This is a genomic window from Streptomyces sp. Inha503 (assembly GCF_047215865.1).
GTDB classification, from domain to species: Bacteria; Actinomycetota; Actinomycetes; order Streptomycetales; family Streptomycetaceae; genus Streptomyces; species Streptomyces lycopersici.
This window is the reverse complement of the sequence record NZ_CP178360.1, coordinates 7877610-7903316: the sequence shown is the minus strand read 5'-3', so window position 1 is coordinate 7903316 and position 25707 is coordinate 7877610. Positions and strand designations below refer to the sequence as shown.

Below are 25707 nucleotides of genomic sequence, written 5' to 3'. Positions count from 1 at the left end.
ACGTCCGCGGAGTGGGCACGGGGGCCCGGGGGCCACCTTCCGGGATGGCACGGCTGTAGTTGGAGGGGCGCATGACCGATCTGCCGCGCAAGGCGATCACCCGTACCGCCAAACTGGCGGCGCTGCCCTTGGGATTCGCGGGGCGCGCCACATGGGGGCTCGGGAAGCGGATAGGGGGACGGCCGGCGGAGATCGTCGCACGCGAGGTGCAGCAGCGCACCGCGGAGCAGATGTTCAAGGTCCTCGGCGAGCTCAAGGGCGGGGCCATGAAGCTCGGACAGGCCATGTCCGTCTTCGAGTCGGCGCTGCCCGAGGAGATAGCCAGGCCCTACCGGGCGGCCCTGACCAAGCTCCAGGAAGCGGCCCCTCCCATGCCCAGCCGCACGGTCCACGCGGCGCTGGAGGAGCGGCTGGGCCCGGACTGGCCGGAGCTGTTCCAGGAGTTCGAGGACAAGCCCGCGGCGGCCGCCTCGATCGGGCAGGTGCACCGGGCGGTCTGGCACGACGGGCGCACGGTGGCGGTCAAGGTGCAGTATCCCGGGGCGGGCGAGGCGCTGCTGTCCGACCTCAACCAACTGAGCCGATTCGCCCGGGTGCTGGGGCCGCTGGTGCCGGGGCTGGACGTCAAGCCGCTGATCGCGGAGTTGCGCGAGCGGGTCGCCGAGGAGCTGGACTACGAACTGGAGGCGGCGTCCCAGCGGATCCATGTGGAGGAGTACGCACAGGACACGGAGATCGTGGTGCCCGAGGTGGTGCACCAGAGCGATCAGATACTGATCACCGAATGGCTGGAGGGGGTGCCGCTCTCCGAGGTGATAGCCGACGGCACACAGGAGGAGCGGGACCGCGCCGGGCAGTTGCTGGCCCGCTTTCTCTTCTCGGGGGCGTCCCGCACCGGGCTGCTGCACGCCGATCCCCATCCGGGGAACTTCCGGCTGCTGACCGGGGACGCCCCGGACGGCCCGCCGGAGCAGTGGAAGCTGGGCGTCCTGGACTTCGGTTCGGTGAACCGGCTCCCGGGAGGGCTTCCGGAGCCCATCGGCATCGCGCTGCGCATGGCGCTCGAGAACGACGCCGCGGGGGTCTATGACCTGATGCGCGGGGAGGGGTTCGTCAAGCCGACGATCGAGCTCGACCCGGATGACCTGCTGGACTTCCTGCTGCCGATGCTCGAACCGGCCCAGGTCGACGCGTTCGTCTTCGACCGGCAGTGGCTGCGCAGCCAGGCGGCGCGGATGGCCGACCGTCACTCCCCCGTCTATGAGCTGGGCAATCAGCTGAATCTGCCGCCCGCCTATCTGCTGATTCACCGGGTGACGCTGAGCACCATAGGGGTGCTGTGCCAGCTGGGTGCCACGGTGCGGATGCGGGATGAGCTCGAGGCATGGGTCCCCGGCTTCGCCGCGGACCCGGGATCCGCGGATCCGGAATCCGAAGACCCGGGGTCCAAGGACCCGGGGTCCAAGGACCCGGAGTCCAAGGACCGCGCCGAAGAGGACGCCGAGGAAGGCCCCGCGGCAGACGCCGGGGAAGAGTCCTCGGATGGTGCCGAGGAAGAGCCCGAGGCCGCGGAGACCTCTGCCTGAGCTCGGACCTCGGCCTGAGCTCGGACGCCTCGGGACAGCCGAAGGGCCGGTCCGATCGGACCGGCCCTTCGTGGTCAGGCGATGGGTCGGCATAGGACCCGTCGGCGTGTGTGGTGTGTCAGCCCCGCCTCTGGGCGGTGCCGCACACGGTGGTCACTGCATGACCGCCATGGCCAGGGCGCGGCGGGCGCGGAGCGAGGCACGCTCCGCACGTCGCTGCATCCGGCGGGCGGCCGCGAGCCGAACGGCCTGCCGTTCGGACTCGGCCTCTTGCAGCCGGTCGTGCATATGCGCACGGGCCAGGGCTTCTTGCATGAGTTGCATCTCTCGGTTCCTGTTCTGGCGCGCCTCGGGCGCACCGGAGGTATCTGGTGCGGGGGTTTCGGAGACCGGTGGGGTCATCGTCGGAACCTGCTTCATGGGGTCGTGCGTCGCTGGGCGATCGATGGTGCCGATGGTGCTCATGCGGCGACCGGGTTCTTACGCGGGCGACCACGCGGCCGCTTGCGGGCCACCACCACGCCCTGGACGAAGAGCTCGCCGCCCCAGACGCCCCAGGGCTCCCGGCGGTCCTTGGCGCCGGCGAGGCATGCCTCCCGCAGCGGGCAGGTCTGACAGAGCGACTTCGCGTACTCGACGTCGGCCGGGGACTCGGCGAAGAAGACCTCCGGGTCGTACGAGCGGCACGGAACGGCTACACCCAGGTTCTCGATGGCCTCATCGAGTTCGGTGAGGGCGGTGAGCGGGGTCAAGGAGTCCTCCGAGGAGTCAGGCGGGCGGTTCAGGTCGGTCGATGCGGACGGGGCGTGTGCGTTGAGTTGCACGGTGTGTGTTCCTCGTCTCTTCGGTCCGGCTGGTGGCCGGGCTCTGGCAAATCAAAAGGGCCGCGGATCCCGGTGTGGGTTCCGCGGCCCTGGAAGGTGCCGACCTGATCCTGGATCAGGCTGGATAACTCCAGGGTTCGAGCCTGCGGAAGGCCCACGTCTTGTGGTGCTGCTGCGTCGTCCGGGATTCGGCACCATTGGCCGCAAAGGCATAGGCCATTGCCTGTGCCGCTGCTGCTACCGCAGGTGCCTGGATCGGTCGCTCACTGAGGCGCGCCTCATTGGCTCCGGGCATACCGGTGCCAGGGAGCGCAGAGCCGAGCAGGCATGTGGCGACGACCGACCGATCGGCCTTTTTGATGGTGTTGATGAAGCTGATCACTGGTCTTCGCCTCCTCTCGGCGTCTCAGGGACCGGTCCGAAACCAGTCCGGGTGTTCAGTAGAACACGGAATCCTCGGCTCCTGGAAGGGCCGTTGTCTTCCGTGCTCGGAAGGCTATGGGTAGCGCCTCCGCGCGCGCAAACTATTTTTCCGTCGAGTTTTGCCAAGGGTCACCCGAATGGCTTCCCCCGGCATCGCCGTCGCCCTCGTCGTCGAGTGCGGAGGGCAGTTCCCTGCCCGCGCACAGCGCGAGAACATCGGCCCCGAACCGGTCCAGCTTGCGCCTTCCGACACCGGAGATGCGGGCGAGCTCCGGTTCGGTTCCCGGAACCGCCTCGGCGATCGCGAGCAGTGTCTTGTCGGTGAACACGCAGTACGCCGGCTGCCCCAGCAGCCCCGCCTGCTCCGCCCGCCAGTCGCGCAGCCGCTCGTAGAGCGCCTCGTCCAGCTCGGACGGGCAGCCCTCGCAGCGCATCAGCTTCATCTCGCCCGCGTCGGTCAGCGCCCGGCCGCACACCCGGCAGTGGACCGGGCCGCGCCGCTTGCGCACCCCGCCGCCCCCGCCCGGGGCCGCCGCCCCGCGCTCGATCCCGCCGCCCCCGCCCGGGGGACGGGCGCCGACGGCCTGGGAGCCGGGCCGCAGCCCGTTGAGAAAGCGGGTGGGGCGGCGGGAGGCCCGGCCGCCCGGAGCCCGTGAGAGCGCCCAGGACAGCGTCAGATGGCGGCGGGCGCGGGTGACCCCCACATACAGCAGCCGGCGCTCCTCCTCGATCTGCTGCTCCGTCTTGGCGTAGGTGATCGGCATCATTCCCTCGGTGAGACCGACCAGGAAGACGGCGTCCCATTCGAGGCCCTTGGCCGCGTGGAGTGAGGCGAGGGTCACACCCTCGACGGTCGGGGCGTGCTGCGCCGCCGCCCGCTCATCGAGCTCCGCCACCAGATCGGAGAGGGTGGCCCCCGGGCGGCTCGCCGCGAAGTCCTCGGCGAGCCGCACCAGGGCGGCCAGGGACTCCCAGCGGTCGCGCACCGCGCCCGAGCCCGACGGGGGCTCGGGCGTCCAGCCACGGGTGCCCAGCACGGCCCGCACCTGGGACGGAATGTCCGCGTCCGCCAGCTCCGGGTCGGCGCTTCCGCCACGGGCCGCGCCGCGCAGCAACAGCCCAGCCTCGCGCACCTCGGGCCGCTCGAAGAACCGCTCGGCGCCGCGCAGCTGATAGGGCACCTGGGCATCGGCCAGCGCCTGCTCATAGAGCTCCGACTGGGCGTTGACCCGGTACAGGACCGCGATCTGGCTCGCCGGGATCCCGGCGCCCCCCTGCTCGACCGGGGTGATCAGCTCCCGGATCCGGCGGGCGGTGCCCTCCGCCTCGGCGGGCTCGTCCGCATAGGCGGCGTAGGCCGGGTCGGGGCCCGCCTCCCGCTGGGAGACCAGCTCCAGCCTGTGCTCGGCGGCCCGGCCGCGGGCCTGGGACAGCAGCCCATTGGCCAGGTGCACCACCTGGGGGGTCGAGCGGTAGTCCCGGATCAGCTTGACCACGGTGGCCCGGGGGTGGCGGGTGCGGAAGTTCAGCAGATGGTCGGGGGTGGCGCCGGTGAAGGAGTAGATGGTCTGGCTGGCGTCGCCGACCACGCACAGGCTGTCCCGCTCGCCCAGCCACAGATCCAGCAGCCGCTGCTGGAGCGGGCTGACGTCCTGGTACTCGTCGACCACGAAGTGCTGGTACTGACGGCGCACCTGATCGGCGATGTCCGGCCGCTCCTGGAGCACACCGACCGTGAGGAGCAGCACATCCTCGAAGTCGATGACTCCGCGGTCGCGCTTCAACTGCTCATAGGTGGCATAGATCCGGCCGATCTCGGCGGCGTCCCGGGGGGCCTCCCGGCCGGACTTGGCGGCCACGGCCGGATAGTCCTCGGGCACGGTCTGGGTGACCTTCGACCATTCGATCTCGCCGGTCACATCCCGCAGCTCATTGCGGTCCAGCCGGACCCGGCACCGGGCGGCGGCCTCGGCCACGAGCTGCACCTTGCGCTCGACCAGCCGGGGCACCTCACCGCCGACCGCCTTGGGCCAGAAATACTGCAACTGACGCAGGGCCGCCGAGTGGAAGGTGCGCGCCTGCACCCCGCCCGCGCCGAGCTGCCGCAGCCGCCCGCGCATCTCCCCCGCCGCGCGGTTGGTGAAGGTGACGGCCAGCACACTGGCCGGCTGGAGCATCCCCGCGCGCACCCCATAGGCGATCCGGTGGGTGATGGCGCGGGTCTTGCCGGTGCCGGCCCCGGCCAGCACGCACACCGCGCCGTGCAGGGACGTCGCCACCTCGCGCTGCTCGGGGTCGAGCCCATCGAGCACCGCGTCGGCGTCACGCGGGGTGGCCGCGTAGGCACCTGGCGTGGAGCCGTGCGGGAACAGAGTGGAGGACGTTGCTGCTGTCACCCCGCCATGCTGCCAGGTCCCCTGAGACGCCCGATGCCGGTTGTCCACAGCCATGGCCTTCCGGTCATATGAATCCGGGAATGACCGGCGGAAGGTGAGCGTTCACCTTCTGCCCACCCACCACGACCCCGAGGAGAGCGAAGACCGATGTCCGGCACTGTGACGATGTACAGCACCACCTGGTGCGGCTACTGCCGACGCCTGAAGGGGCAGATGGACCGCGAGGGCATCGCCTACACCGAGATCAACATCGAGCAGGACCCGGAGTCCGCGGCCTTCGTCGAGAAGGCGAACGGTGGCAACCAGACCGTGCCGACCGTCCTCTTCCCCGATGGGTCGACCCTGACCAACCCGTCCCTGGCGCAGGTCAAGGCCAAGGTCGGAGCCTGACTCAGCCCCGCGGCAGCGGCTCGCCGTACCAGAGCTCGATCAGCCGGGCCGCGATCGAGATCCCGGAGGGAGGCAGGACCTCCCCGGACTCGATCGCGGCCCGCAGGTCGTCCCGGGAGAACCAGCGCGCCTCGTGGATCTCCTCCCCGTCCACCTGGATCCGGGAGGACGTGGCCCGGGCCATGAAGCCGAGCATCAGGCTGGACGGGAACGGCCACGGCTGGCTGGCCACGTAGTCGACCTCGCCGACCGTGACGCCCGCCTCCTCCGCCACCTCGCGGACCACGGCCTGCTCGATCGACTCGCCCGGCTCCACGAAGCCCGCAAGCGTCGAGAAGCGCCCCTCCGGCCAGTGCACCTGGCGCCCCAGCAGCGCCCGGTCCTGATCGTCCCTCACCAGCATGATCACGGCGGGGTCGGTGCGCGGGTAGTGCTCGGCCCCGCACGCCGGGCAGCGGCGGATATGGCCCGCCGCCGCGATCACCGTGCGCTGACCGCAGCGTGAGCAGAAGCGGTGCAGCCGCTGCCAGTTCTCCAGCGCGACCGCGTGCACCAGCAGCCCCGCGTCACGCTCGGAGAGCAGCACGCCCGCCTCGCGCAGCCCGGCCGGGCGCGCCGACTGGTCCATCCGCCCCGGCAGGGAGTCCTTCTGGAGCGCGAAGTAGCGCACGCCCTCCTGGTCGGTGCCCAGGAAGTAGCGGTGGTTCTCGGTGGGCGGGGCCTCGAAGGACGGGGTCATGACGAGTTCGGTACGGCCGTCCGGGGTGTCGTCGACCAGGGCCTGGCCGCCGGAGACCACGAAGACGCGCGTCGTCGGGTGGCTCCACGCGGCGGCCAGCCACGCCTCGTCCAAGCGGTGGTGCGCGGAGCGGTCGATGCCGCTCGGGGCGCTGAGCGTGATCGGCCGGTCGGTGGCGTGGTCGGTCGAGGTGGTCACGGCTGCTTCCAACTCCCCCAGTGCAATGGGTGGTTCACGTAACAGAGCAAGCTATTCCCGTCCATTCTCGGCGAGCTCGGCCCAAAGGTGGGCGGCCGTCTCGGCGCCCTTCATCAGCAGGCCGAGCTCGACCTTCTCGTTGGGCGCGTGCCAGCCGTCGGACGGCACCGAGATCCCCAGGAAGAGCACCGGAGCGCCGAGGATGTCCTGGAGATCGGCGGCGGGGCCCGATCCGCCCTCACGGGTGAAGCGGACCTTCTGGCCGAAGGCGCGCCCCATGGCGCGGACGACCGACTGGAGCGCGGGGTGGTCCAGCGGGGTCAGACAGGGGCGGGTGGCGCCCCAAAAGGTGATCTCATGGCGGATCCCGGCCGGGAGCAGGGCGGCGACCCAGTCCCGCACGGCCGACTGGACCTTCTCCACGTCCTGGCCCGCCACCAGCCGGAAGGACAGCTTCAGCTGGGCGGCGGAGGGCACGATGGTCTTTCCGCCCGGCCCCTGGTAACCCCCGCCGATGCCGTTGACCTCGGCGGTCGGGCGGGCCCAGATCCGCTCCAGGGTGGAGTACCCGGCCTCGCCGAGCGTGGCCCGTGAATGCGCGGTCCGCAGCCAGTCCGCCTCGTCGAACGGCAGCTCGGCGAAGAGTTCGCGGTCACGGTCGGTCAGCTCCACGACGCCGTCGTAGAAGCCGGGGATCGCCACCTTACGGTCGTCGTCATGCAGCGCGGCGACCAGTCGGGCGGCCTCGGTGGCCGGGTTGGGGACCGCGCCGCCGAAGGAGCCGGAGTGGATGTCCTGGCCTGGGCCGTGGAGATCGATCTGGCACTCTACGAGGCCCCGCATACCGGTGCAGACGGTCGGGGTGTCCTCGGACCACATCCCGGTGTCGGAGACGATCACGGTGTCGCAGGCCAGCCGGTCGGCGTGCGCGCGGACCAGCTCGGGGAAGTGCGGGGAGCCGGACTCCTCCTCGCCCTCGATCAGCAGCTTGAGGTTCACCGCGGGCGCGTCACGGCCGGTCACGGCCAGGTGCGCCCGTATCCCCAGGGTGTGGAAGAGAACCTGCCCCTTGTCGTCGGCGGCGCCGCGGGCGTAGAGCCTGCCGTCCTCGATGACGGGTTCGAAGGGGTCGGTGCGCCAGCCGTCCGCGCGGTCGGCGGGCTGGACGTCGTGGTGGCCGTAGACGAGCACCGTAAGGGCGTCGGGATCACCAGACGGCCATTCGGCGAACACGGCCGGGGCGCCCGGTGTGTCCCATATCTCAGTCACCGGGAAGCCCGTGGCGGCCAGGTGGTCCCCGAGCCACTGGGCGCCGCGCCGGACGTCGTCGGCGCGGGCGGGGTCGGCGGATACGGACGGGATGCGCAGCCACTCGGAGAGTTCGGCGAGGAAGGCGGCGCGATGGCCGTCCACAAAGGCGCGGACGGCGTTGTCCGTGTCCGGGGTGTTGCTCATGCATGTGAGCCTATCCGGCCCACGGCCGGGCGAGGGCGGGGGGCTCCGGGCCGCTCAAGTGCGCTCGCTCTCGGTGACGGTTCCGGCATCGATACGGTCATTTCCGGTCGCGTCCGCGTCTACGTGCCCGCCGACGTCCGCGTCTCCGTTCCCACCGATGCCCCCGCCGACGCCCACGTCTCCGTTCCCGCCGACGTCCGCGCTCCCGCCGACTTCCGCGTCCCCGCCGACGTCCGCGTCCCCGCCGACGTCCTCGTCCCCCGGCTCCCCGAGCAGGACGCGCTCCAGCCCGGCCCGGCCGGGCAGCCCGGTGGGGCGGACCACCTCACCGCTGCGTACGTACACGAAGGCCGCCGTGACCGCCGACAGGGGCAGCCCGTGCTGTTCGGCCCAGGCGACGCGGTAGATGGCCAGCTGGAGCGGGTCGGCGTTCTGGGAGCGGCCGGTCTTCCAGTCGACGATCTCGTAGCGCGGACCCTCGTCGGGGCCCGTACCGGACTCGCGGTACACCGCGTCGATCCGGCCGCGGACGGTGCGGCCCGCCAGGGTCAGCTGGACCGGCACCTCCACCCGGTAAGGCGTGCGACGCGCGTACGGCGTGCGGGAGAACGCCTCCTTGAGCGCGGTCAGATCCCGCTCGTCGGCGATCTCCGCCTCGTCGTCCTCGCCGCCCGGCAGCTCGTCCGGGCCGAGGAAGGGCAGCGGCAGCGCCTCGAAGCGCGACTCGACCCAGGCGTGGAAGCGGGTGCCGCGCCGCGCGGCGGGGCGCGGCGGCCGGGGCATGGGGCGGGCCAGCTCCCGCGCGAAGCCGTCCGGGTCGGCGGCGAGGCGCAGCAGCTGGGACGCGGTGAGCGTGCCCGGCAGGGGCACCTCGTGCACGGTCTCGCGGGCCCGGCGCAGCTCCCCGGCGAGCGCGTCCAGATCGCGGTCCCAGGAGCCGATCAGCCGGGCCTCCTCGGGCGCCAGCCCGTCCTCGGCCGGTCCTGACGTGATTTCGGGCACATCGGACTCCGGTGCGCCCGGTTCCGGCGCGCCGTAAGGGTCGGGGGGCGGCGCGCCGTCGTACGGCTCGTCCTCGTACGAACCGTAAGGATCCTCCGGAGGCTCGGGCCACTCCGGGTCCTCCGGGGGCTCGAGCTCCTCCGGGGGCTCCGGAAAGAGGTCCCCGTCCGCCGGGGGGTGCCCCTCGTCCCGCGCGGTCGGCTCCTCCCCCGCCGTCTCGATGCGCGCCAGATGGGCGAGCACCACATCGGCGGCGCGGCGGCGGTGGCGCAGCGCTGCCGGGTCCAGCGGAAGCGGCCAGGCCCGGTCGGCCGCCGACTCCCGCAGGGCCGGGTTCTCCGCGCCCTCCTCCGGCGGTTCGGCCCATGCCTCGATCTCGCCGTACCCGGCCTCGCAGTGCTCACGCAGCGCGTCCAGGAAGCCCGACGGGCCGCGGGGGCGCTTCTGGGTGGGGCCCCACCAGTGCCCGGAGCCCAGCAGCAACGAGCGCGGCCGGGTGAAGGTCACATAGCCCAGGCGCAGCTCCTCGGTCCGCTGATGCCCCTTCATGGCGTCCTTGAAGGCGGCGATTCCCTTGCTGTCCCAGGCCGTGACGTCCGGGAGCGTCCGCGCGTCCCCGCGCAGCTCGTGCGGCAACACCTTCGCGTTCGCCGTCCAGGACTCGCGGGACTGTTCGCTCGGGAACTGCTTGGCGACCAGCCCCGGCACCGCCACCACATCCCACTCCAGCCCCTTGGCCTTGTGGGCGGTGAGCACCTTGACCGTGTTCTCGCCGCCGGGCAGGGCGTTGTCGAGCCCCTTCTCGTACTGCGCGGCGGTGCGCAGGAAGCCGAGGAAGCCCTGAAGGGTGGCCTCGCCGTCCACGGCCGCACCGCCCTCCCGGCCCGCGAAGGCGGCCGCGACGTCCAGGAAGTTGCCGAGCGTCTCGCGGCGGCGCGCGGCCAGGGCGTGCGGTGAGGCGGACAGCTCGACCTCGAGGCCCGTGGTGGCCAGGATCCGGTGGAGGACGTCCATCAGCGGATCGGCGAGCGAGCGGCGCAGCTCGCGGAGTTCGGCGGCGAGCCGGGCGAACCGGACCCGTGCGTCGGCCGAGAAGGGCAGCCCGTCGTCCGGGCCGCCGCCCGCCTCCAGGAAGGTGTCGAGGGCGTCGGCGAGGGAGATCACCTCGGCGGGGTCGGTGCCCTCGACTGCCTCGGCGAGCCGTCGGTCCGGATCGTCCTCCGCCCCGTCCGACCCGCCGTAAGAGACCACCGCGCGGGCGCGGCGGCCGAGCAGCGCGAGGTCGCGGGGGCCGATCCGCCAGCGCGGCCCGGTGAGCAGACGGACCAGCGCGGCGTTGGCCCCCGGGTCCTGGAGGACCTCGCAGACGGCCACCAGATCGGCGACCTCCGGCAGGTGCAGCAGCCCCGACAGGCCCACCACCTCCACCGGAATGTCCCGTTCCACCAACGCGCCCTGGATCTGCGCGAAGTCACCCGCCGTACGGCACAGCACCGCGATCTCACCGGGCGGGGTGCCCGTGCGCACCAGGTGGGCGATGGAGTCGGCGAGCCAGGCCAGCTCCTCGGCGTGGGTGGGCAGCAGCGCACAGCGCACCGCTCCGTCCCGCTCGGCGCCGGGCGCGGGGCGCAGCGCCTCGACGCCCTCGTGCATCGCGCGCAGCGGGGCGGCCAGCCCGTTGGCGAGGTCCAGGAGGCGGCCGCCGCTGCGCCGGTTCTCGCTGAGCGCGAAGCGCTCCGCCGGGCGGCCGTCGGCGTGCGGGAAGTGCTCGGGGAAGTCGTCCAGGTTGGCCACGGAGGCTCCGCGCCAGCCGTAGATGGCCTGGCAGGGGTCGCCGACGGCGGTGACGGGGTGTCCGGTGCCGCCGCCGAAGAGGCCGGACAGCAGCAGCCGCTGGGCGACGGAGGTGTCCTGGTACTCGTCGAGCAGGACGACCGCGAACTGCTCGCGCAGGATCCGGCCGACCTCCGGATGGTCCAGAGCCAGGGTGGCCGAATGGGCGATCTGGTCGCCGAAGTCAAGCAGATCGCGGCGGCGCTTCTCCTCGCGGTACGCCTCGACCAGACCCAGCAGCTCCTGGCGGGCGCGGGCGGCCTCGGGCACCTTGCGCAGCGCCTCGTTGGTGAGCCGCGTGCCCTCCAGCGTCCGCAGCAGCTCGGTGTCGTACGCGCGCAGCCGCCCGGTGGGGACGAGGTGCTCTGCGAGCTCGGCGTCGAGCGCGAGCAGATCGGTGACCAGGTCGGCGAAGGGGCGGGTGAGCGCCGGATACGGGCCGGGGGCGGAGCGCAGCACGCGCGCGGCCAGCTGGAAGCGGGTGGCGTCGGCGAGCAGCCGGGCGCTCGGTTCGAGGCCGACGCGCAACCCGTGGTCCTTCAGCAGCTGTCCGGCGAAGGCGTGGTACGTGGAGATGACGGGCTCGCCCGGAGCCTCCTCGGTGGCTCCCGGATCCGGGTCCGGGTCCACGATGCCCGCCGTGACGAGGGCCTTACGGACGCGCTCCGCCAGCTCTCCGGCGGCCTTGTTGGTGAAGGTGAGGCCGAGCACCCGGTCGGGCGCGACCTGGCCGGTGCCGACCAGCCAGACGACGCGGGCGGCCATCACCGTCGTCTTTCCGGAGCCCGCCCCGGCGACGATCACCTGCGGGGCGGGCGGTGCGGTGATGCACGCCACCTGCTCCGGGGTGAACGGGATCCCGAGGAGTTCCTTGAGCTCCTCGGGATCGGTGATGCGGGCTGACACTCCAGTGAGGCTATCGGTGCCCACCGACACGCCCCGCCGCGCCGCTCGACGGCCGCCCCGGGGTCACGGCTCGACGGGTGACGGCGTCAGCCCGGTGCCACGCCGCCCCAGACCCGTACGCGACAGCGTCACTCGACCACATGGCGCCCCTCCGCCCGCGCACTGCACGCGCCCCGGAACGCGCAGCGCTCGCAGTGGTCACCCGTGCTCGGGGTGAACCGCTCGTCCAGGACGCGCCCGGCCGCGGTGGCGAGCAGCTGCCCCACCCACTCCCCGTCCAGCGCCTCCTGGGCCTGGACCTTGGGGACGTCGTCGCCGCCGTCCTTCTTGGCGGCGCCCTGCCGCAGCTGGACGAGCTCCGCGCCGCCCGGCTCGGGGCGCCCGCCGTCGAAGACGTCGTCCACGGCGCCCTCGCGCACCGCCAGCTGATAGACCGCCAGCTGGGGGTGGTGCTCGACATCGCCACGGGTCACGGCCTGCTTACCGGTCTTGAAGTCGACCACATAGGCACGCCCCTGGGCGTCCGTCTCGACGCGGTCCATGCTGCCGCGGATGCGCACCTTATAGACGTCGGCTTCGAGCGTGACGTCGAAGGAGTGCTCGGTGGCGACCGGGTTGCGGCCGCCGCGCTCCATCACATGCCACCGCAGAAAGCGCTCCAGGGCCGCCCGCGCCTGCTCCTTCTCCTGCCGTGACTTCCAGGGGGCGTCGAAGGCGAGCGCGTCCCATACGGAGTCCAGGCGCTCCATGAGGACCGCGAGATCGGCCGGGGTGCGGCCGGAGGCGACCTCGTCGGCCAGGACGTGCACGACGTTTCCGAAGCCCTGGGCGGCCGTCGAGGGCGCGTCCGCCTTCACCTCACGCCCCAGGAACCACTGGAGCGAACAGGTGTTGACGAGCTGGTCGAGCGCGCTGCCGGACAGCGCCACGGGCCGGTCCCGGTCGCGCAGCGGGACCTCGCTGTGCGTCGGCTCGTACAGCCCCCACCAGCGGTAGGGGTGGGCGGCCGGGACCAGCGGGCGGCCCTCCTCGTCCCGCAGCGCCGCGAGCCGCGCCAGACGGCGCGCGGCGGCGTCCCGCAGCGCCTCCGAGGCGTCCGGGTCGACGGTGGTGGCGCGCAGCTCGGCGACGAGCGCGGCGACGGACAGCGGACGGCGCGGCCGTTGGGTGACATCGGTGGGCGGGACGCCCAGTTCGGCGAGGAAGCGGGAGGGCTGGTCGCCGTCCTCGGAGGCGGCCTTGACGGCGGTGACCACGAGCCGCTCCCTGGCGCGCGTCGCCGCCACATAGAACAGCCGCCGCTCCTCGGCCAGCAGGGCGCCCGGCGGCAGCGGTTCGGCCAGCCCGTCCCGGCCGATCCGGTCGGCCTCCAGGAGCGAACCGCGCCGCCGCAGATCGGGCCACAGCCCCTCCTGCACCCCCGCGACGACCACCAGGGCCCATTCGAGCCCCTTGGAGCGGTGGGCCGTCATCAGCCGTACGGCGTCGGGGCGGACCATCCGGCGGGAGAGGGTGTCGGCGGCTATGTCCTGGGCGTCGATCTCCTCCAGGAAGTTGAGGGCGCCGCGGCCGCCGGTGCGCTCCTCGGCGCGCGCGGCGGTCTCGAACAGCGCGCACACCGCGTCCAGGTCGCGGTCCGCGTTCCGCCCGGCGGTGCCGCCGCGCTGCGCCGCCCGCTCCAATCGGCCGGGCCAGGGGGTGCCGTCCCACAGCCCCCACAGAGCCTGTTCGGCGGTGCCGCCCCGGGCCAGCGCCTCCCGGGCCGTGCGCAGCAGCAGCCCGAGGTTCTGGGCGCCGCGCGCGTACGCCGGGTCGTGGACGGCCAGCCGCTCCGGCTCGGCGAGCGCCTCGGCGAGCAGGACGTCGGAGGGGCGCGGCACCGCCCGCCCGGCGGACCGCTCCTCCTCACGCAGCGCACGGCCCAGGCGGCGCAGATCGGCGGCGTCCATACCGCCGAGGGGCGAGGCGAGCAGGGTCAGGGCGGTCTCGACGCCGAGGACCGCGGACAGCCCGCCGCTGTCCGGCAGCGCGGCCGTGGCGGCCGCCCGCAGCGCCGTCAGCAGGGGGGCCACGGCGGGCTCATGGCGCAGCGGGATGTCATCGCCGTCCACCTCGACGGGGACTCCGGCCGAGGTGAGCGCCCGGCGCACACCCGGGATCGAGCGCCCCCCGGCGCGCACCAGGACGGCCATCTCGCGCCAAGGCACCCCGTCCTCCAGATGGGCGCGGCGCAGGATGTCGGCCACATTGTCGAGCTCGGCGCCCGCGGTCGGGTAGGTGTACGCCTCGACGCGGCCGCCGTCACGGGTGGCCGCGAGCTCCCGGTGCGCCCTTACGGCTCGCGCGGGCAGCCGGGTGAGCGGCATCCGGCCGGCGATCCGCCGGGTGGCGGCGAGCAGCGCGGCCCCCGAGCGTCGGGAGACGGTGAGGACCTCCATGTCGGCGGGCCGCCCGTCCGCCCGCGGGAAGTCCTCGCGGAAGCGGAGGATGCCGCCGACGTCGGCGCCGCGGAAGGCGTAGATGGACTGATCGGGGTCACCGAAGGCGAGCAGGGTCCTGCCGCCGCCCGCGAGCGCCCGCAGCAGCCGCCCCTGGGCCACGTCGGTGTCCTGGTACTCGTCGACGAACACCGCGTCGTACCGCCCCGCCAGCTCGGCCGCGACCTCCGGCCGCCCGGCCAGCAGCACCGCGCGGTGCACCAGCTCCGCGTAGTCCAGCACCCCCTGGGCGTCCAGGACGTCGAGGTACTCGGCGAGGAAGCCGGCCGCGGCGGACCAGTCGGGGCGCCCGGTGCGCTCGGCGAACTCCCCCAGCGACCGTGGGCCGAGGCCCAGCTCCCGGCTGCGGGCCAGCACCGCGCGCACCTCGTCGGCGAAACCCCGCGTGGTCAGGCAGGCGCGCAGGTCGTCCGGCCAGCGGACGAAGGCCCGGCCCTCGCTCGCCAGCTCGGCCTGACCGGCGAGCAACTCCCTGACGACGACGTCCTGCTCCGGTCCGGAGAGCAGCCGCAGCGGATTCACGAAGAGATCGACGTCCTGGTGGGCGCGGACCAGTGCGTAGCAATAGGAGTGGAAGGTCGTGGCCCGCGGGGCGCTCGCGCCGCCCAGGCGCGCGGACATGCGGTCGCGCAGTTCGACGGCCGCCTTACGGCTGAAGGTGAGCACCAGGAGCCGGTCGGGATCCGCGCCCTCGCGCACCCGGCTGGCCACCGCCTCCACGAGCGTCGTCGTCTTGCCCGTGCCGGGCCCGGCGAGCACCAGCAAAGGACCGCCCCGGTGCTCAACCACAGCGCGCTGCCGTGCGTCCAGGACAGGAAGGGCACCTGGCTCCGGCCGATGACGGAGCAGGCGGTAGACGCCCTGGGCCGACTGCCGTGAGGACGGCTGCCGTGCCTGCCGCTGCCGCGGAAGGGACGAGGGGGAGGAGCTCACGTTGGATCGCCGGTCCTGGTGGGTTCGCTGGGTGCGGGACAGCCTCTCATGCGTCGCGGGGCCTCACCCGTATGGCTGTGGATACCGCCGGTACGACCGCGAGCCCGCCGCGCGGTGGTACGGCCCCGCGCTCACGGCACACCGGTACGGCCGCACGCTCATCGGGCGCCCGTACGACCGCGCCCCCGCCGCACACGTGTCCGGCCCCGCCCTCACCGCGCCCCGGCACGGTCCCGCCCACACCACGCACGCGTCCGGTCCCGCGCCCACCCCGCACGCGTCCGGCCCATCGCCCACCCCGCACGCGTTCGGTCCCACGCCCACCGCGCCCCGGCGCGGCCGCGCGTCCGCCGCCCCCGGGGACGGCCGCCCCGGTCCCGCCGCGCTTCCGAAAGCCGCCCCGCTACCGGCCGTGGTCCTGCCCGCCGCCGTCCCAGCGCGCCCTGGCCATGTCGATCCGCGGCACATGGCCCTCGGCCGAGCGCGCCGCCTCGCGCAGCGGGGTGCCCTCCTCGCGGTAGTGGCCAAGGGCGCGCAGTTCATGGCCGGGCAGCAGCACACCGTCCGCGCGCACCACCCGCCACCACGGCACGGCGCCCCCGTAGAGCGCCATCACCCGGCCCACCTGGCGCGGGCCGCCCTCCTCCAGCCATTCGGCGACGTCCCCGTAGGTCATCACGCGACCGGAGGGGATCAGCTCGGCCACCTCCAGCACCCGCTCGGCGTACTCGGGCAGCTCCTCGGCGCTGTCCCCGCCCTCCGGCTCCCTGCTCTCCGTGCTCTCCCGGCTCATCCGCCCCATCCTGCCGCACCCCTCCGACAGCCCCGACGACAGCCGCGCCGCACGCCCCTCCGTACGCCCCGCGGAACGCACCACCGCACGCCCCTCGCGGGGTCGCGGCGGGCCCGTTCCGGGCCGGGTCGCGGTTCGATCACGCATTGTGCGGGAATCCTCAGCAGGGCGTACCATTCGGGGTCCACGTCCCCGAAATGCACCCTGATGCCCCCCTCCGCAGCCCGGGCATGCCACCATCTTCCGGGCGGTGACTGGTGATACGAGATCAAGAAGAGACGGCGAAGCAGCAGGGTGCGCAGCCTCCCGAGGAGGAGGCCCGCACCCCGGAGGCGTTGCCGCACTCCACGACACCGTCCGGTCGGCCAGAACCAGAGGCCCCGGGCTCGGGGGATGACTGCGGCCCGGACGGACCGGAGGGTCATGTGGACCGGGTCTCCGGCGACGAGCCGCTGCTGCCGGCCCGTGTGCACCGCCCCTCCGATCTGCTGCGGACGCTGCTCGGGATCCTCGGCATGGCCGTCGTGCTCGCCATCGCGGCCTTCGCCCACGGCACCACCGCCGGTCTGGAGAAGGACATCGGACACGGCGCCAACCAGGCGCCCCCGCTACTGATCGACTTCGCGGGGCTCACGGCCGGGGTGGCCGTCCTCGTCCTGCCGGTGGCCTTCGCGCTCGAGCGGCTGATCAAGCGGGACGGGCTGCGGATCGCCGACGGTGTGCTGGCCGCGGTGCTGGCCCACGGGGTGTCCCTCGCCATGGACCTCTGGGTCGCCAGAGGCGCCCCCGGCTCGCTCCGCGAGGCGCTCACCCAGCCCGCCCCCGGCGGCACCTTCAGCGACCCCGTGCACGGCTATCTCGCCCCCGTCATCGCCTATATGACGGCCGTCGGCATGGCCCGCCGCCCGCGCTGGCGGGTGGCCATGTGGTGCGTACTGCTGCTCGACGCCTTCGCGGTGCTCGTGGGCGGCTACACCACACCGTTCTCGATCATCCTTACGGTGCTCATCGGCTGGGCGGTGGCCTACGGCACGCTCTACGCGGTCGGCTCCCCCAATGTGCGCCCCACCGGCCAGCATCTGCTCGCCGGGCTGCGCCGGGTCGGCTTCAACCCGGTCAGCGCCATGCGCGCCGAGGAGCCCGAGGAAGAGCACGGCCACGGCGACCGGGGCCGCCGCTATCTGGTCACGCTGGAGGACGGCCCGCCCCTGGACGTCACGGTCGTCGACCGGGAGCAGCAGGCCCAGGGCTTCTTCTACGGCGTCTGGCAGCGGCTGACGCTGCGGACGATCACCCCGCCGCGCAGCCTCCAGTCGCTGCGCCAGGCCCTGGAGCAGGAGGCGCTGCTCGCCTACGCGGCCATCGCGGCCGGGGCCAACGCACCCAAGCTGATCGCCACCTCCGAGCTGGGCCCGGACGCCGTGATGCTCGTCTACGAGCACGTCGGCGGCCGACCGCTGCACGCCCTGCCGGACGAGGCGATCACCGACGAACTGCTGGCCGGGGCCTGGCACCAGGTCCAGGCGCTCCAGTCGCGGCGGATCGCCCACCGGCGGCTGGACAGCGACGCCCTGCTGGTCGACCGCAACGGCACGGTCTTCCTGACCGATCTGCGCAGCGGTGAGATCGCGGCCGGTGACGTGGTGCTGCGGATGGACATCGCACAGTTGCTGACCACCCTGGGCCTGCGGGTGGGCGCCGAGCGCTCGGTGGCCGCCGCCGTGGAGGTCCTCGGCCCGGACGCGGTCGCCGGAAGCCTTCCGCTGCTCCAGCCCCTGGCGCTCGGCCGGGGCACCCGGGCGACCCTGCGCCAGCTCGCGCGCGAGCGCGCCCAGCGCCAGCGGGAGGCCGTCCTGGAGGCGTCCCACGCGGCCAAGGAGGCCAAGGAGGCCCGTGAGGCCGAGACGCGGGAGGCCCAGGAGGCCGCCGGGGGCCCGGAGGTGGCCGCCGGCGACCGTAAGACGGCCAAGGCCGAGAAGCAGGCGGAGAAGCGCGCCATCGAGGAGGCCCTGGAGGACGCCCGCGAGGAGGATCTGCTCTCCCAGATCCGGCAGCAGGTGCTGCTGGTGAGGCCCCAGGCGCCGATACAGCCCGAACGGCTGGAGCGCATCAAGCCGCGCACCCTGGTCAGCTTCTGCGCGGGGGCCTTCGCCGCGTACTTCCTGCTGTCCCAGTTCACCCATCTCAAGCTGGGCGCCCTGGTCGGCGAGGCCAACTGGATCTGGGTCATCTTCGCGCTCGTCTTCTCCGCGCTCACCTATCTGGCCGCGGCGCTGAGCCTGCTCGGCTTCGTCCCGGAGAAGGTGCCCCTCGGGCGCACGGTGCTGGCGCAGGTGGCCGCCTCGTTCGTGAAGCTGGTGGCGCCCGCGGCGGTCGGCGGGGTCGCCCTCAACACCCGCTTCCTCCAGCGCGCGGGGGTGCGGCCGGGGCTCGCGGTGGCCAGTGTGGGCGCCTCCCAGCTGTTCGGGCTCGCCAGCCATATCGTGCTGCTGCTGACCTTCGGCTACATCACCGGCACCGAGCGCACCCCGGCGCTCTCGCCGTCCCGGACGGTGATCGCCGGGCTGCTGACGGCCGCCGTCCTGGTGCTGGTGGTGACCGCCATTCCCGTGCTGCGGAAATTCGTCTCCACCCGGGTGCGGTCGCTGTTCGCGGGCGTCGTGCCGCGCATGCTGGATGTGCTCCAGCGGCCCAAGAAGCTGCTCGCCGGCATCGGCGGCACCCTGCTGCTGACCGCCGCGAACGTGATGTGCCTCGACTCCGCGATCCGGGCGTTCGGCGGTGAGCTGAGCTACGCGAGCATCGCCGTCGTCTTCCTCGCGGGCAACGCCCTGGGGTCGGCGGCGCCCACCCCCGGCGGTGTGGGCGCGGTCGAGGCCGCCCTGATCGCGGGTCTGACCTTCGCCGGGCTGCCGTACGAGACGGCGGCTCCCGCGGTGCTGCTCTTCCGGCTGATGGTCTTCTGGCTGCCGGTGCTGCCCGGCTGGGTGGCCTTCACCCACCTCACCCGCAAAGAGGCCCTGTAGCGCCGGTGCCCGCCCGCGGAAGGGCGCTCCAGGCCGCTGTGGGGCTCGCCCGCGAAGAGGCGCCGTAGCCCCCGTGGAGGCCCCGTAGAGGCCCCGCTGGAGCCCTGCCGCGGTCGCCGGGCCGCAAGGCCTCCCCTCACCCGTACGCCCCCGCTGTGCGCGCGTGCGGCGGCCACGGACCTCACGATGGCGGTACCCCCACCCACGGGAGAGCCGCCGTGTCCCGACCTCTGCGCCTCGGTGCGCTGTCCGCCGCCCTGCTGCTGACCGCCCTGGCCGCCGGATGCGGTGGCCAGGGCGGACGGCCGGACACCTCGGCTCACCAGAAACTGGACTGGTCCGGCTGCCCCGCCCCCTCCTCGAGCCAGGACGCGGCCGCCACCAAGGCCCCGGGCGGGGAGTGGGAGTGCGCGACGCTCCATGTACCGCTGGACTACCGCAAGCCGCACGGCAAGACCATCGGCATCGCCATGATCCGCGCCAAGGCCACCGACCGGCGCCACCGGATCGGCTCACTGATCTTCAACTTCGGCGGCCCCGGCGGCTCGGGCGTGGCCACCCTCCCGGCGCTCGCGGGCAGCTACAAGCAACTGCGCACCCGCTACGACCTGGTCAGCTTCGATCCGCGCGGGGTCGGCCGCAGCAGCGGAGTGCACTGCCTCCCGGACCGGCAGCTCGACGCCTACTACGCCGCCGACTCCACCCCGAACGACAACGCCGAGGTGAAGAGCCTGGTCCGCCGGGTGAAGACCTACGCCGCCGGATGCGAGAAGAACTCCGGCACGATCCTGCCGTACGTCGGCACCACCAACGCCGCCCGTGACATGGATCTCATGCGGCGCGTCCTGGGCGACAAGAAGATGCACTACTTCGGCGTCTCCTACGGCACCGAACTCGGCGGCGTCTACGCCCATCTGTACCCGAAGCAGGTGGGGCGCGCCCTCTTCGACGGGGTCGTGGACCCCATGCAGACACCCGAACAGGGCGCGCTCGGCCAGGCCAAGGGGTTCCAGCGCGCCCTCGACGACTATCTGAAGGCGTGCACCAGGACCAGCGCCTACAGCTGCCCCACCCAGAACCGGATCCGCACGCTGCTGAAGCGGCTCGACGGCCGTCCGGTGCGCGGCTACGGCGGCCGGAAGCTGACCGAGTCCCTGGCCGACGGCGGTATCGCGCAGTCCCTGTACTCGCGGGAGTACTGGCAGTACCTCACCCAGGGGATCGCCGGCGCCCAGCAGGGCGACGGCAGGATCCTGCTGGCCCTGGGGGACGCCATGAACGGGCGCGGCCCGGACGGCCGCTACAGCACCCTCCAGTCCGCCCTTACCGCCATCACCTGCGCCGACTTCAAGCAGCGCTATACGGTCCCGGACATCGAGCGGAAGCTGCCCACCTTCCGTAAGGTCTCCCCCGTCTTCGGCGACATGATGGCGTGGGGCCTCACCCAGTGCACCGACTGGCCGGTGCGCGGCGCCTGGACCACGCCCGACGTGAGCGCCAAGGGGGCCGCGCCGATCCTGGTCGTCGGCAACACCGGTGACCCGGCGACCCCGTACGAGGGTGCCGCGCGGATGGCGAAGGAACTGGGCCCCGGGGTCGGCGTCCAGCTCACCTACAAGGGCGAGGGCCATGGGGCGTACGACAGCGGCAACGCCTGTGTCCGAAAGACGGTCAACGCCTATCTGCTCAAGGGCACGGTGCCTCCGAAGGGCAAGGTCTGCACCTAGGGGGTGTCCGCGGCCGGGCCCGCCGTACGGACGCCGCGCGAACCGTGACGGCTTTGAGAAGAGTTGTGGACGATTCCGCCCCCGCCTCCTCATAGGATCTCCGGATATGCCGAGTTCCCCACGCACCATACGGACCAGGGCGCTGGTCTCCATGACCGCCATGGTCACCCTCCTCACCGCCGCGGGCTGCGACGACGACGGGGGGAACGAGCAGGGCAAGGCGTCGTCCGAGCCCTCGGCGTCGGCCCCGGCCGCGCCTTCGGATTCCGGGCTGCCGGGCTCGCTCACGGGTCAGAAGCTCAACTGGTCGTCCTGCCCCGCCCCGACCGCGATGCAGGGCACCGGTGAGAAGCCGGGAAGCGAGTGGGAATGCGCCACTCTGAAGGCGCCGCTGGACTACGCGAAGCCCAGAGGCGAAACGATCGATCTGGCCATGATCCGCGCCAAGGCCACCGGATCGGGCAAGCGCATCGGCTCCCTGGTGTTCAATTTCGGCGGACCCGGCGGCTCCGGTGTCTCCTCGCTCCCCGGTTTCGCCGCCGCCTACGACACCCTGCGCTCACGCTATGACCTGGTGAGCTTCGATCCGCGCGGGGTCGGCGAGAGCGCCGGGGTGCGGTGCCAGAGCGATGCGGAGATCGACGCCTCGGACGCCGTGGACAGCACGCCGGACGACGACGCCGAGGTCAAGACCGCGATGGCGGACGCCAAGGCGTTCATCAAGGGCTGCGAGAAGCGTTCCGGCAAGGTGCTCGGCCATGTGGACACCGTGAGCGCCGCGCGTGACATGGACCTCATGCGGCAGGTGCTGGGCGACGACAAGCTGTCGTACTTCGGCATCTCCTACGGCACCGAACTCGGCGGTGTCTACGCCCATCTGTACCCGAAGCGGGTGGGACGCGCGGTCCTGGACGCCGTGGTCGACCCCACCGAGGACCCCGAGCAGGGCTCCTACGGCCAGGCGAAGGGGTTCCAGCTCGCGCTCGACAACTACCTCGAGGACTGCGCCAAGAAGGGCACGGCCTGCCCGACCGGCGGCGACCCGGCGGCGGGCGCCGACCGGATCGTGGCCTTCCTGAAGAAGCTCGACAAGAAGCCGCTGTCCACCGAGAGCGGCCGCAAGCTCACCCAGGACGGGGCGCTGAGCGGTATCGCCGCCGCGCTCTACGACAAGGAGAGCTGGAAGTACCTGACGCTCGGGCTCCAGGAGGCGATGCAGCTCGAGGAGGGCAACATGCTGCTCGCGATGGCCGATTCGATGTCCGGCCGCGACGAGAACGGCCACTACAGCAACATCAATGCCGCCAACGCGGCCATCAACTGCGTGGACGACAGGCAGCGTTACACGGTGACCGATGTGAAGGCGCAGCTGCCGCGCTTCCGCAAGGCGTCACCGGTCTTCGGCGAGTATCTGGCCTGGGGCATGCTCGGCTGCACCGGCTGGCCGGTGGACGGCACCACGGACACCCCGGACGTCCAGGCCGAGGGCTCGGCGCCGATCCTCGTGGTCGGCAACACCGGCGACCCGGCCACCCCGTACGAGGGGGCCCGGAAGATGGTGCGGGAGCTGGGCGAGGGCGTGGGCGTCGAGGTCACCTACAAGGGGCAGGGCCATGGCGCGTACAACAGCGGCAACGCCTGTATGACGAAGACCGTGAACGCCTATCTGCTGGACGGAAAGGTGCCCGCGGGCGGCACGACCTGCCGCTGAGCTCTCGCGGCAGCCGTAAGAGGGCCCTGCAAGCCGTAAGGGCGCCCCGCAAGCCGTAAGAGGGCCGGATCGCCGTCGGCGCGGCGGTCCGGCCCCCTTACGGGCGGTGCGTACCGGGGATCAGTAGACCGGCTTGTCGGGCTCGATCTGGTTGACCCAGCCGATCACGCCGCCGCCCACATGGACGGCGTCGGAGAAGCCCGCGGACTTCAGGACAGCCAGGACTTCCGCCGACCGGACACCCGTCTTGCAATGCAAGACGATCTTCTTGTCCTGCGGAAGGTCCTGGAGGGCGCCGCCCATCAGGAACCCGTCCTTCGGGATCAGCCGGGCGCCGGGGATCGAGACGATCTCGTACTCGTTGGGCTCACGGACATCGATGATGTCGATGTTCTCGCCCTCGTCGATCCACTCCTTGAGCTGCTTGGGAGTGATCGTCGAACCGGCCGCCGCCTCCTGGGCCTCGTCCGACACCACACCGCAGAACGCCTCGTAGTCGATCAGCTCGGTGACGGTCGGGTTCGGACCGCAGACCGCGCAGTTCGGGTCCTTGCGGACCTTGACCTGGCGGTAGGTCATCTCCAGGGCGTCGTAGATCATCAGACGGCCGACCAGCGGGTCCCCGGTGCCGGTGAGCACCTTGATGGCCTCGGTGACCTGGATGGAGCCGATGGAAGCGCACAGCACGCCCAGCACGCCGCCCTCGGCGCAGGACGGGACCATGCCGGGCGGCGGGGGCTCCGGGTACAGGCAGCGGTAGCAGGGGCCGTGCTCGGACCAGAAGACCGACGCCTGACCGTCGAAGCGGTAGATCGAACCCCACACGTACGGCTTGTTCAGCAGCACGCACGCGTCGTTGACCAGATAGCGGGTGGCGAAGTTGTCGGTGCCGTCCACGATCAGGTCGTACTGGGAGAAGATCTCCATCACGTTGTCGGCCTCGAGGCGGCCCTCGTGCAGCACGACGTTCACGTACGGGTTGATGCCGAGGACCGTGTCACGGGCGGACTCCGCCTTGGACCGGCCGATGTCCGCCTGGCTGTGGATGACCTGGCGCTGCAAGTTGGACTCGTCGACCTCGTCGAACTCCACGATGCCGAGGGTGCCCACGCCGGCCGCGGCGAGGTACATCAGGGCCGGGGAGCCGAGGCCGCCCGCGCCCACACAGAGCACCTTGGCGTTCTTCAGCCGCTTCTGCCCGTCCATCCCGACATCGGGGATGATCAGATGGCGCGAGTACCTGCGGACCTCGTCGACGGTGAGCTCGGGAGCCGGCTCGACCAGGGGTGGCAGCGACACGGGGACTCCGTAAGGGGAGGGAGCAGACGGTTCACCCCCGCGTGAGCGGGGTGGTTTTCTTCTCGTAACACTGCCACGCCCCATCTCATTCCATGACACGTGGTCCGAGTCGCGAGACGATTTCGTCCCAGTAGCCGGGCAGGGCGGTCCAGGGCGAATCGGTGCAGGTCCGCCCGTCGGGATGAGCCGTGCGGTCGGTGAAGTAGATCGTGCCCGCGCCCTGCCAGCGGGCGATCCTCAGCGCTTCCTCGAGATGCCGGCGGGGAACGCCGTGCACCTGGTGGCAGAACCGTTCGGGCGGATACCCCGCGGTCCACTCGGCCACCTGGGACCAGCGGTAGTCGGGCCACGAGCCCCGGAAGGTCACCAGCTGATCGGCGAGCTCCATATAGCCCTCATGCGGATGGATGCCCTGGCCGAGCACCAGATAGGCCCCGCCCAGCAGCGCGCGGAGCGTGGCCACCGTACGGCGGACCTCAGGCAGCCCGGGACGGTCCACCGGGCAGCGCTCCAGGCAGAAGCCGTCGACCTGGTACCAGTCCAGGAAGTGGTTCGCGTCACTGATCACCTCGCCGAAGGGGCGGGTGCCGCACCGCAGGTCGAGATGGCCCAGCACCCGTACGCCCGTGGCGCGCAGCCGGGCCGCCGCCGTAAGGCAGTGCGGATCCCTGCGCGAGCCGGGGCCGCGGGCGACGTTGAGGACCGCCCAGTGCAGGGGCGCGCCGGGGCGGGTGAGCTCGGCCCACTCGGTGGGCGCCACCAGGGGGTGGGCGTAGCCGGGCACTCCGAAACCGAGCCGGACGGCGGTGGCCGGGACCTCGTGCCCGGGGTCCGCGGGGATCAGATGCGACATGCCGCCTCCATCCAGATGTCGGCGAGCGACTCCTCCAGCGGGATCCTTGAGCGCCAGCCGAGCCGGTCGCGGGCGGTGCGCACATCGGCCTGCTGCCAGCTGCCACAGCCGTCCGGGTAGGGGTAGGTGGTGGCGGCGCCGACGCCCGCCGGGCCACCGCCGTGCTCGCCCGCCACCTGGGGGTGGGCGGGCGCGTGGCCATGGGCGGTGGCATGGCCGTGGGCCGCGCCATGGGGGTGGGCGGGCGCCGGGACGTGGGCCACGGCGGCCGGGACGTGATGCGGTCCCCCGCGCCCCGGCGGGCTGTCGATCTCGTGCAGGGCGCCGCCGAAGCCCGCGACCCTGGCGAGCACGGAGGCCGCCTCGCGCAGCCTTACGGCGCGCCCGCTGCCGATGTTGACCACGCCCTGCGCGGCCGACAGCGAGGCCGCGTGGACCGCCCGCGCCACGTCCCGTACGTCCACGAAGTCGCGCTGCACGCCCAGGCCGCTCAGCTTGAGCTCGCTCTCCCCGGACTGCATCGCGCGCCGCATCGCCTCCGCGAGCCGCCCCAGCGGCGACCCGGCCGGGGTGCCGGGGCCCACGGGCGAGAAGACCCGCAGCACCACCGCGTCCAGCCCGGAGCCCAGCACCAGCTCGGTCGCGGCGAGCTTGCTCACGCCGTACGGGCCGCCGGGGCGCGGCACGGCGTCCTCGGCGGTCGACGAGCCGGGCTGCGAGGGCCCGTACTCGGAGGAACAGCCGATCTGGACGAGGCGGGCCCCGCAGCCGCTGCGGCGCAGCGACTCGCAGACGGTGGCCACGGCGACGGTGTTGTGCCGGGTGAGCTCGCGCGCCCCGCCACGGGTCGCCCCGGCGCAGTTGATCACCACGCCGGGGTGGACCGCGTTGAGGAAGCGGGTGAGCGCGCCCGGGCTGCCGCTGGAGAGGTCGAACCGCACATCGGCGTCGTCGCCGCGACCGAGCGCGGTGAGCTGTACGGCGGGGTCGGCGAGCAGGTGTTCGGCCACATAGCGGCCGAGGAATCCGCCGGATCCGAGCAACAGGACTCTCATCGGTCGCGCCTCCCCGTACCGGCGCGCTGATCGGTCATGTCGCAGCTCATGTGGTTGCTC

The 25707-nt window shown here is 72.7% G+C and carries 17 protein-coding genes; 5 read left to right on the top strand and 12 right to left on the bottom strand.

Annotated features, from left to right (window positions below):
• Positions 1-71 precede the first annotated feature (71 nt).
• The gene (locus ACJX2R_RS33565; protein WP_413103174.1) at positions 72-1586 is read left to right on the top strand and encodes an ABC1 kinase family protein; all 1515 of its coding nucleotides are present in this window, start codon (positions 72-74) and stop codon (positions 1584-1586) included.
• 153 nt (positions 1587-1739) lie between these two features.
• Here the strand turns inward: ACJX2R_RS33565 and ACJX2R_RS33560 are convergent, their stop codons facing one another.
• The 4 genes from ACJX2R_RS33560 to ACJX2R_RS33545 all read right to left on the bottom strand — a co-directional run bounded on the left by ACJX2R_RS33560 (position 1740) and on the right by ACJX2R_RS33545 (position 5229).
• Positions 1740-2051 carry a hypothetical protein gene (locus tag ACJX2R_RS33560; protein ID WP_137979441.1) on the bottom strand — a complete coding sequence of 104 codons (312 nt, stop codon included), beginning with the start codon at positions 2049-2051 and terminating at the stop codon, positions 1740-1742.
• Complete coding sequence (locus tag ACJX2R_RS33555; protein WP_020868576.1) at positions 2048-2410, bottom strand: WhiB family transcriptional regulator; 363 nt, start codon at positions 2408-2410, stop codon at positions 2048-2050. The genes ACJX2R_RS33560 and ACJX2R_RS33555 overlap by 4 nt, the downstream gene beginning before the upstream one ends.
• Before the next feature lie 115 nt (positions 2411-2525).
• A complete protein-coding gene (locus ACJX2R_RS33550; RefSeq protein ID WP_262701782.1) occupies positions 2526-2792 on the bottom strand; it encodes a hypothetical protein in 267 nt (88 codons plus the stop codon).
• Positions 2793-2934: 142 nt separating this feature from the next.
• The gene (locus ACJX2R_RS33545) at positions 2935-5229 is read right to left on the bottom strand and encodes an ATP-dependent DNA helicase UvrD2 (protein ID WP_413103173.1); all 2295 of its coding nucleotides are present in this window, start codon (positions 5227-5229) and stop codon (positions 2935-2937) included.
• Positions 5230-5376: 147 nt separating this feature from the next.
• On the opposite strand from ACJX2R_RS33545, the gene ACJX2R_RS33540 reads away from it, so the two are divergent.
• Positions 5377-5619, top strand: a complete 243-nt coding sequence (locus ACJX2R_RS33540; RefSeq protein ID WP_037952302.1) for a mycoredoxin — start codon at positions 5377-5379, stop codon at positions 5617-5619.
• 1 nt (position 5620) lies between these two features.
• Here ACJX2R_RS33540 and nudC read toward each other — a convergent pair whose 3' ends face one another.
• From nudC to ACJX2R_RS33515, 5 genes are all read right to left on the bottom strand, one after another.
• Positions 5621-6556, bottom strand: coding sequence for an NAD(+) diphosphatase (nudC, locus tag ACJX2R_RS33535; protein WP_262701784.1), 936 nt, complete (start codon positions 6554-6556; stop codon positions 5621-5623).
• Between the two features lie 51 nt (positions 6557-6607).
• Positions 6608-8011, bottom strand: a complete 1404-nt coding sequence (locus ACJX2R_RS33530) for a dipeptidase (RefSeq protein WP_413103172.1) — start codon at positions 8009-8011, stop codon at positions 6608-6610.
• A gap of 54 nt (positions 8012-8065) precedes the next feature.
• Positions 8066-11752, bottom strand: coding sequence for a UvrD-helicase domain-containing protein (locus ACJX2R_RS33525; protein ID WP_413103171.1), 3687 nt, complete (start codon positions 11750-11752; stop codon positions 8066-8068).
• 128 nt (positions 11753-11880) lie between these two features.
• Positions 11881-15060 carry an ATP-dependent helicase gene (locus tag ACJX2R_RS33520; protein ID WP_413106004.1) on the bottom strand — a complete coding sequence of 1060 codons (3180 nt, stop codon included), beginning with the start codon at positions 15058-15060 and terminating at the stop codon, positions 11881-11883.
• 526 nt (positions 15061-15586) lie between these two features.
• On the bottom strand, positions 15587-15976 hold the full coding sequence (locus ACJX2R_RS33515) for an MGMT family protein (protein ID WP_413103170.1): 390 nt from the start codon (positions 15974-15976) through the stop codon (positions 15587-15589).
• A 257-nt stretch (positions 15977-16233) separates the two neighbouring features.
• On the opposite strand from ACJX2R_RS33515, the gene ACJX2R_RS33510 reads away from it, so the two are divergent.
• The 3 genes from ACJX2R_RS33510 (at position 16234) to ACJX2R_RS33500 (ending at position 22440) form a co-directional block, all read left to right on the top strand.
• Positions 16234-19002, top strand: a complete 2769-nt coding sequence (locus tag ACJX2R_RS33510) for a flippase-like domain-containing protein (protein ID WP_413103169.1) — start codon at positions 16234-16236, stop codon at positions 19000-19002.
• Between the two features lie 218 nt (positions 19003-19220).
• Entirely contained in the window at positions 19221-20729 is a 1509-nt protein-coding gene (locus ACJX2R_RS33505) for an alpha/beta hydrolase (protein WP_413103168.1), read from the top strand.
• A 106-nt stretch (positions 20730-20835) separates the two neighbouring features.
• Complete coding sequence (locus tag ACJX2R_RS33500) at positions 20836-22440, top strand: alpha/beta hydrolase (protein ID WP_413103167.1); 1605 nt, start codon at positions 20836-20838, stop codon at positions 22438-22440.
• Positions 22441-22560: 120 nt separating this feature from the next.
• Here ACJX2R_RS33500 and moeZ read toward each other — a convergent pair whose 3' ends face one another.
• The 3 genes from moeZ to ACJX2R_RS33485 form a co-directional block, all read right to left on the bottom strand.
• Entirely contained in the window at positions 22561-23739 is a 1179-nt protein-coding gene (gene moeZ / locus ACJX2R_RS33495; RefSeq protein WP_262701791.1) for an adenylyltransferase/sulfurtransferase MoeZ, read from the bottom strand.
• An 85-nt stretch (positions 23740-23824) separates the two neighbouring features.
• Positions 23825-24592: a spherulation-specific family 4 protein gene (locus ACJX2R_RS33490; RefSeq protein WP_262701792.1), complete on the bottom strand. Its 768-nt coding sequence runs from the start codon at positions 24590-24592 to the stop codon at positions 23825-23827.
• Positions 24580-25647, bottom strand: a complete 1068-nt coding sequence (locus ACJX2R_RS33485; protein ID WP_413103166.1) for an NAD-dependent epimerase/dehydratase family protein — start codon at positions 25645-25647, stop codon at positions 24580-24582. Before ACJX2R_RS33485 ends, ACJX2R_RS33490 begins: the two co-directional genes overlap by 13 nt.
• Positions 25648-25707: the final 60 nt, after the last annotated feature.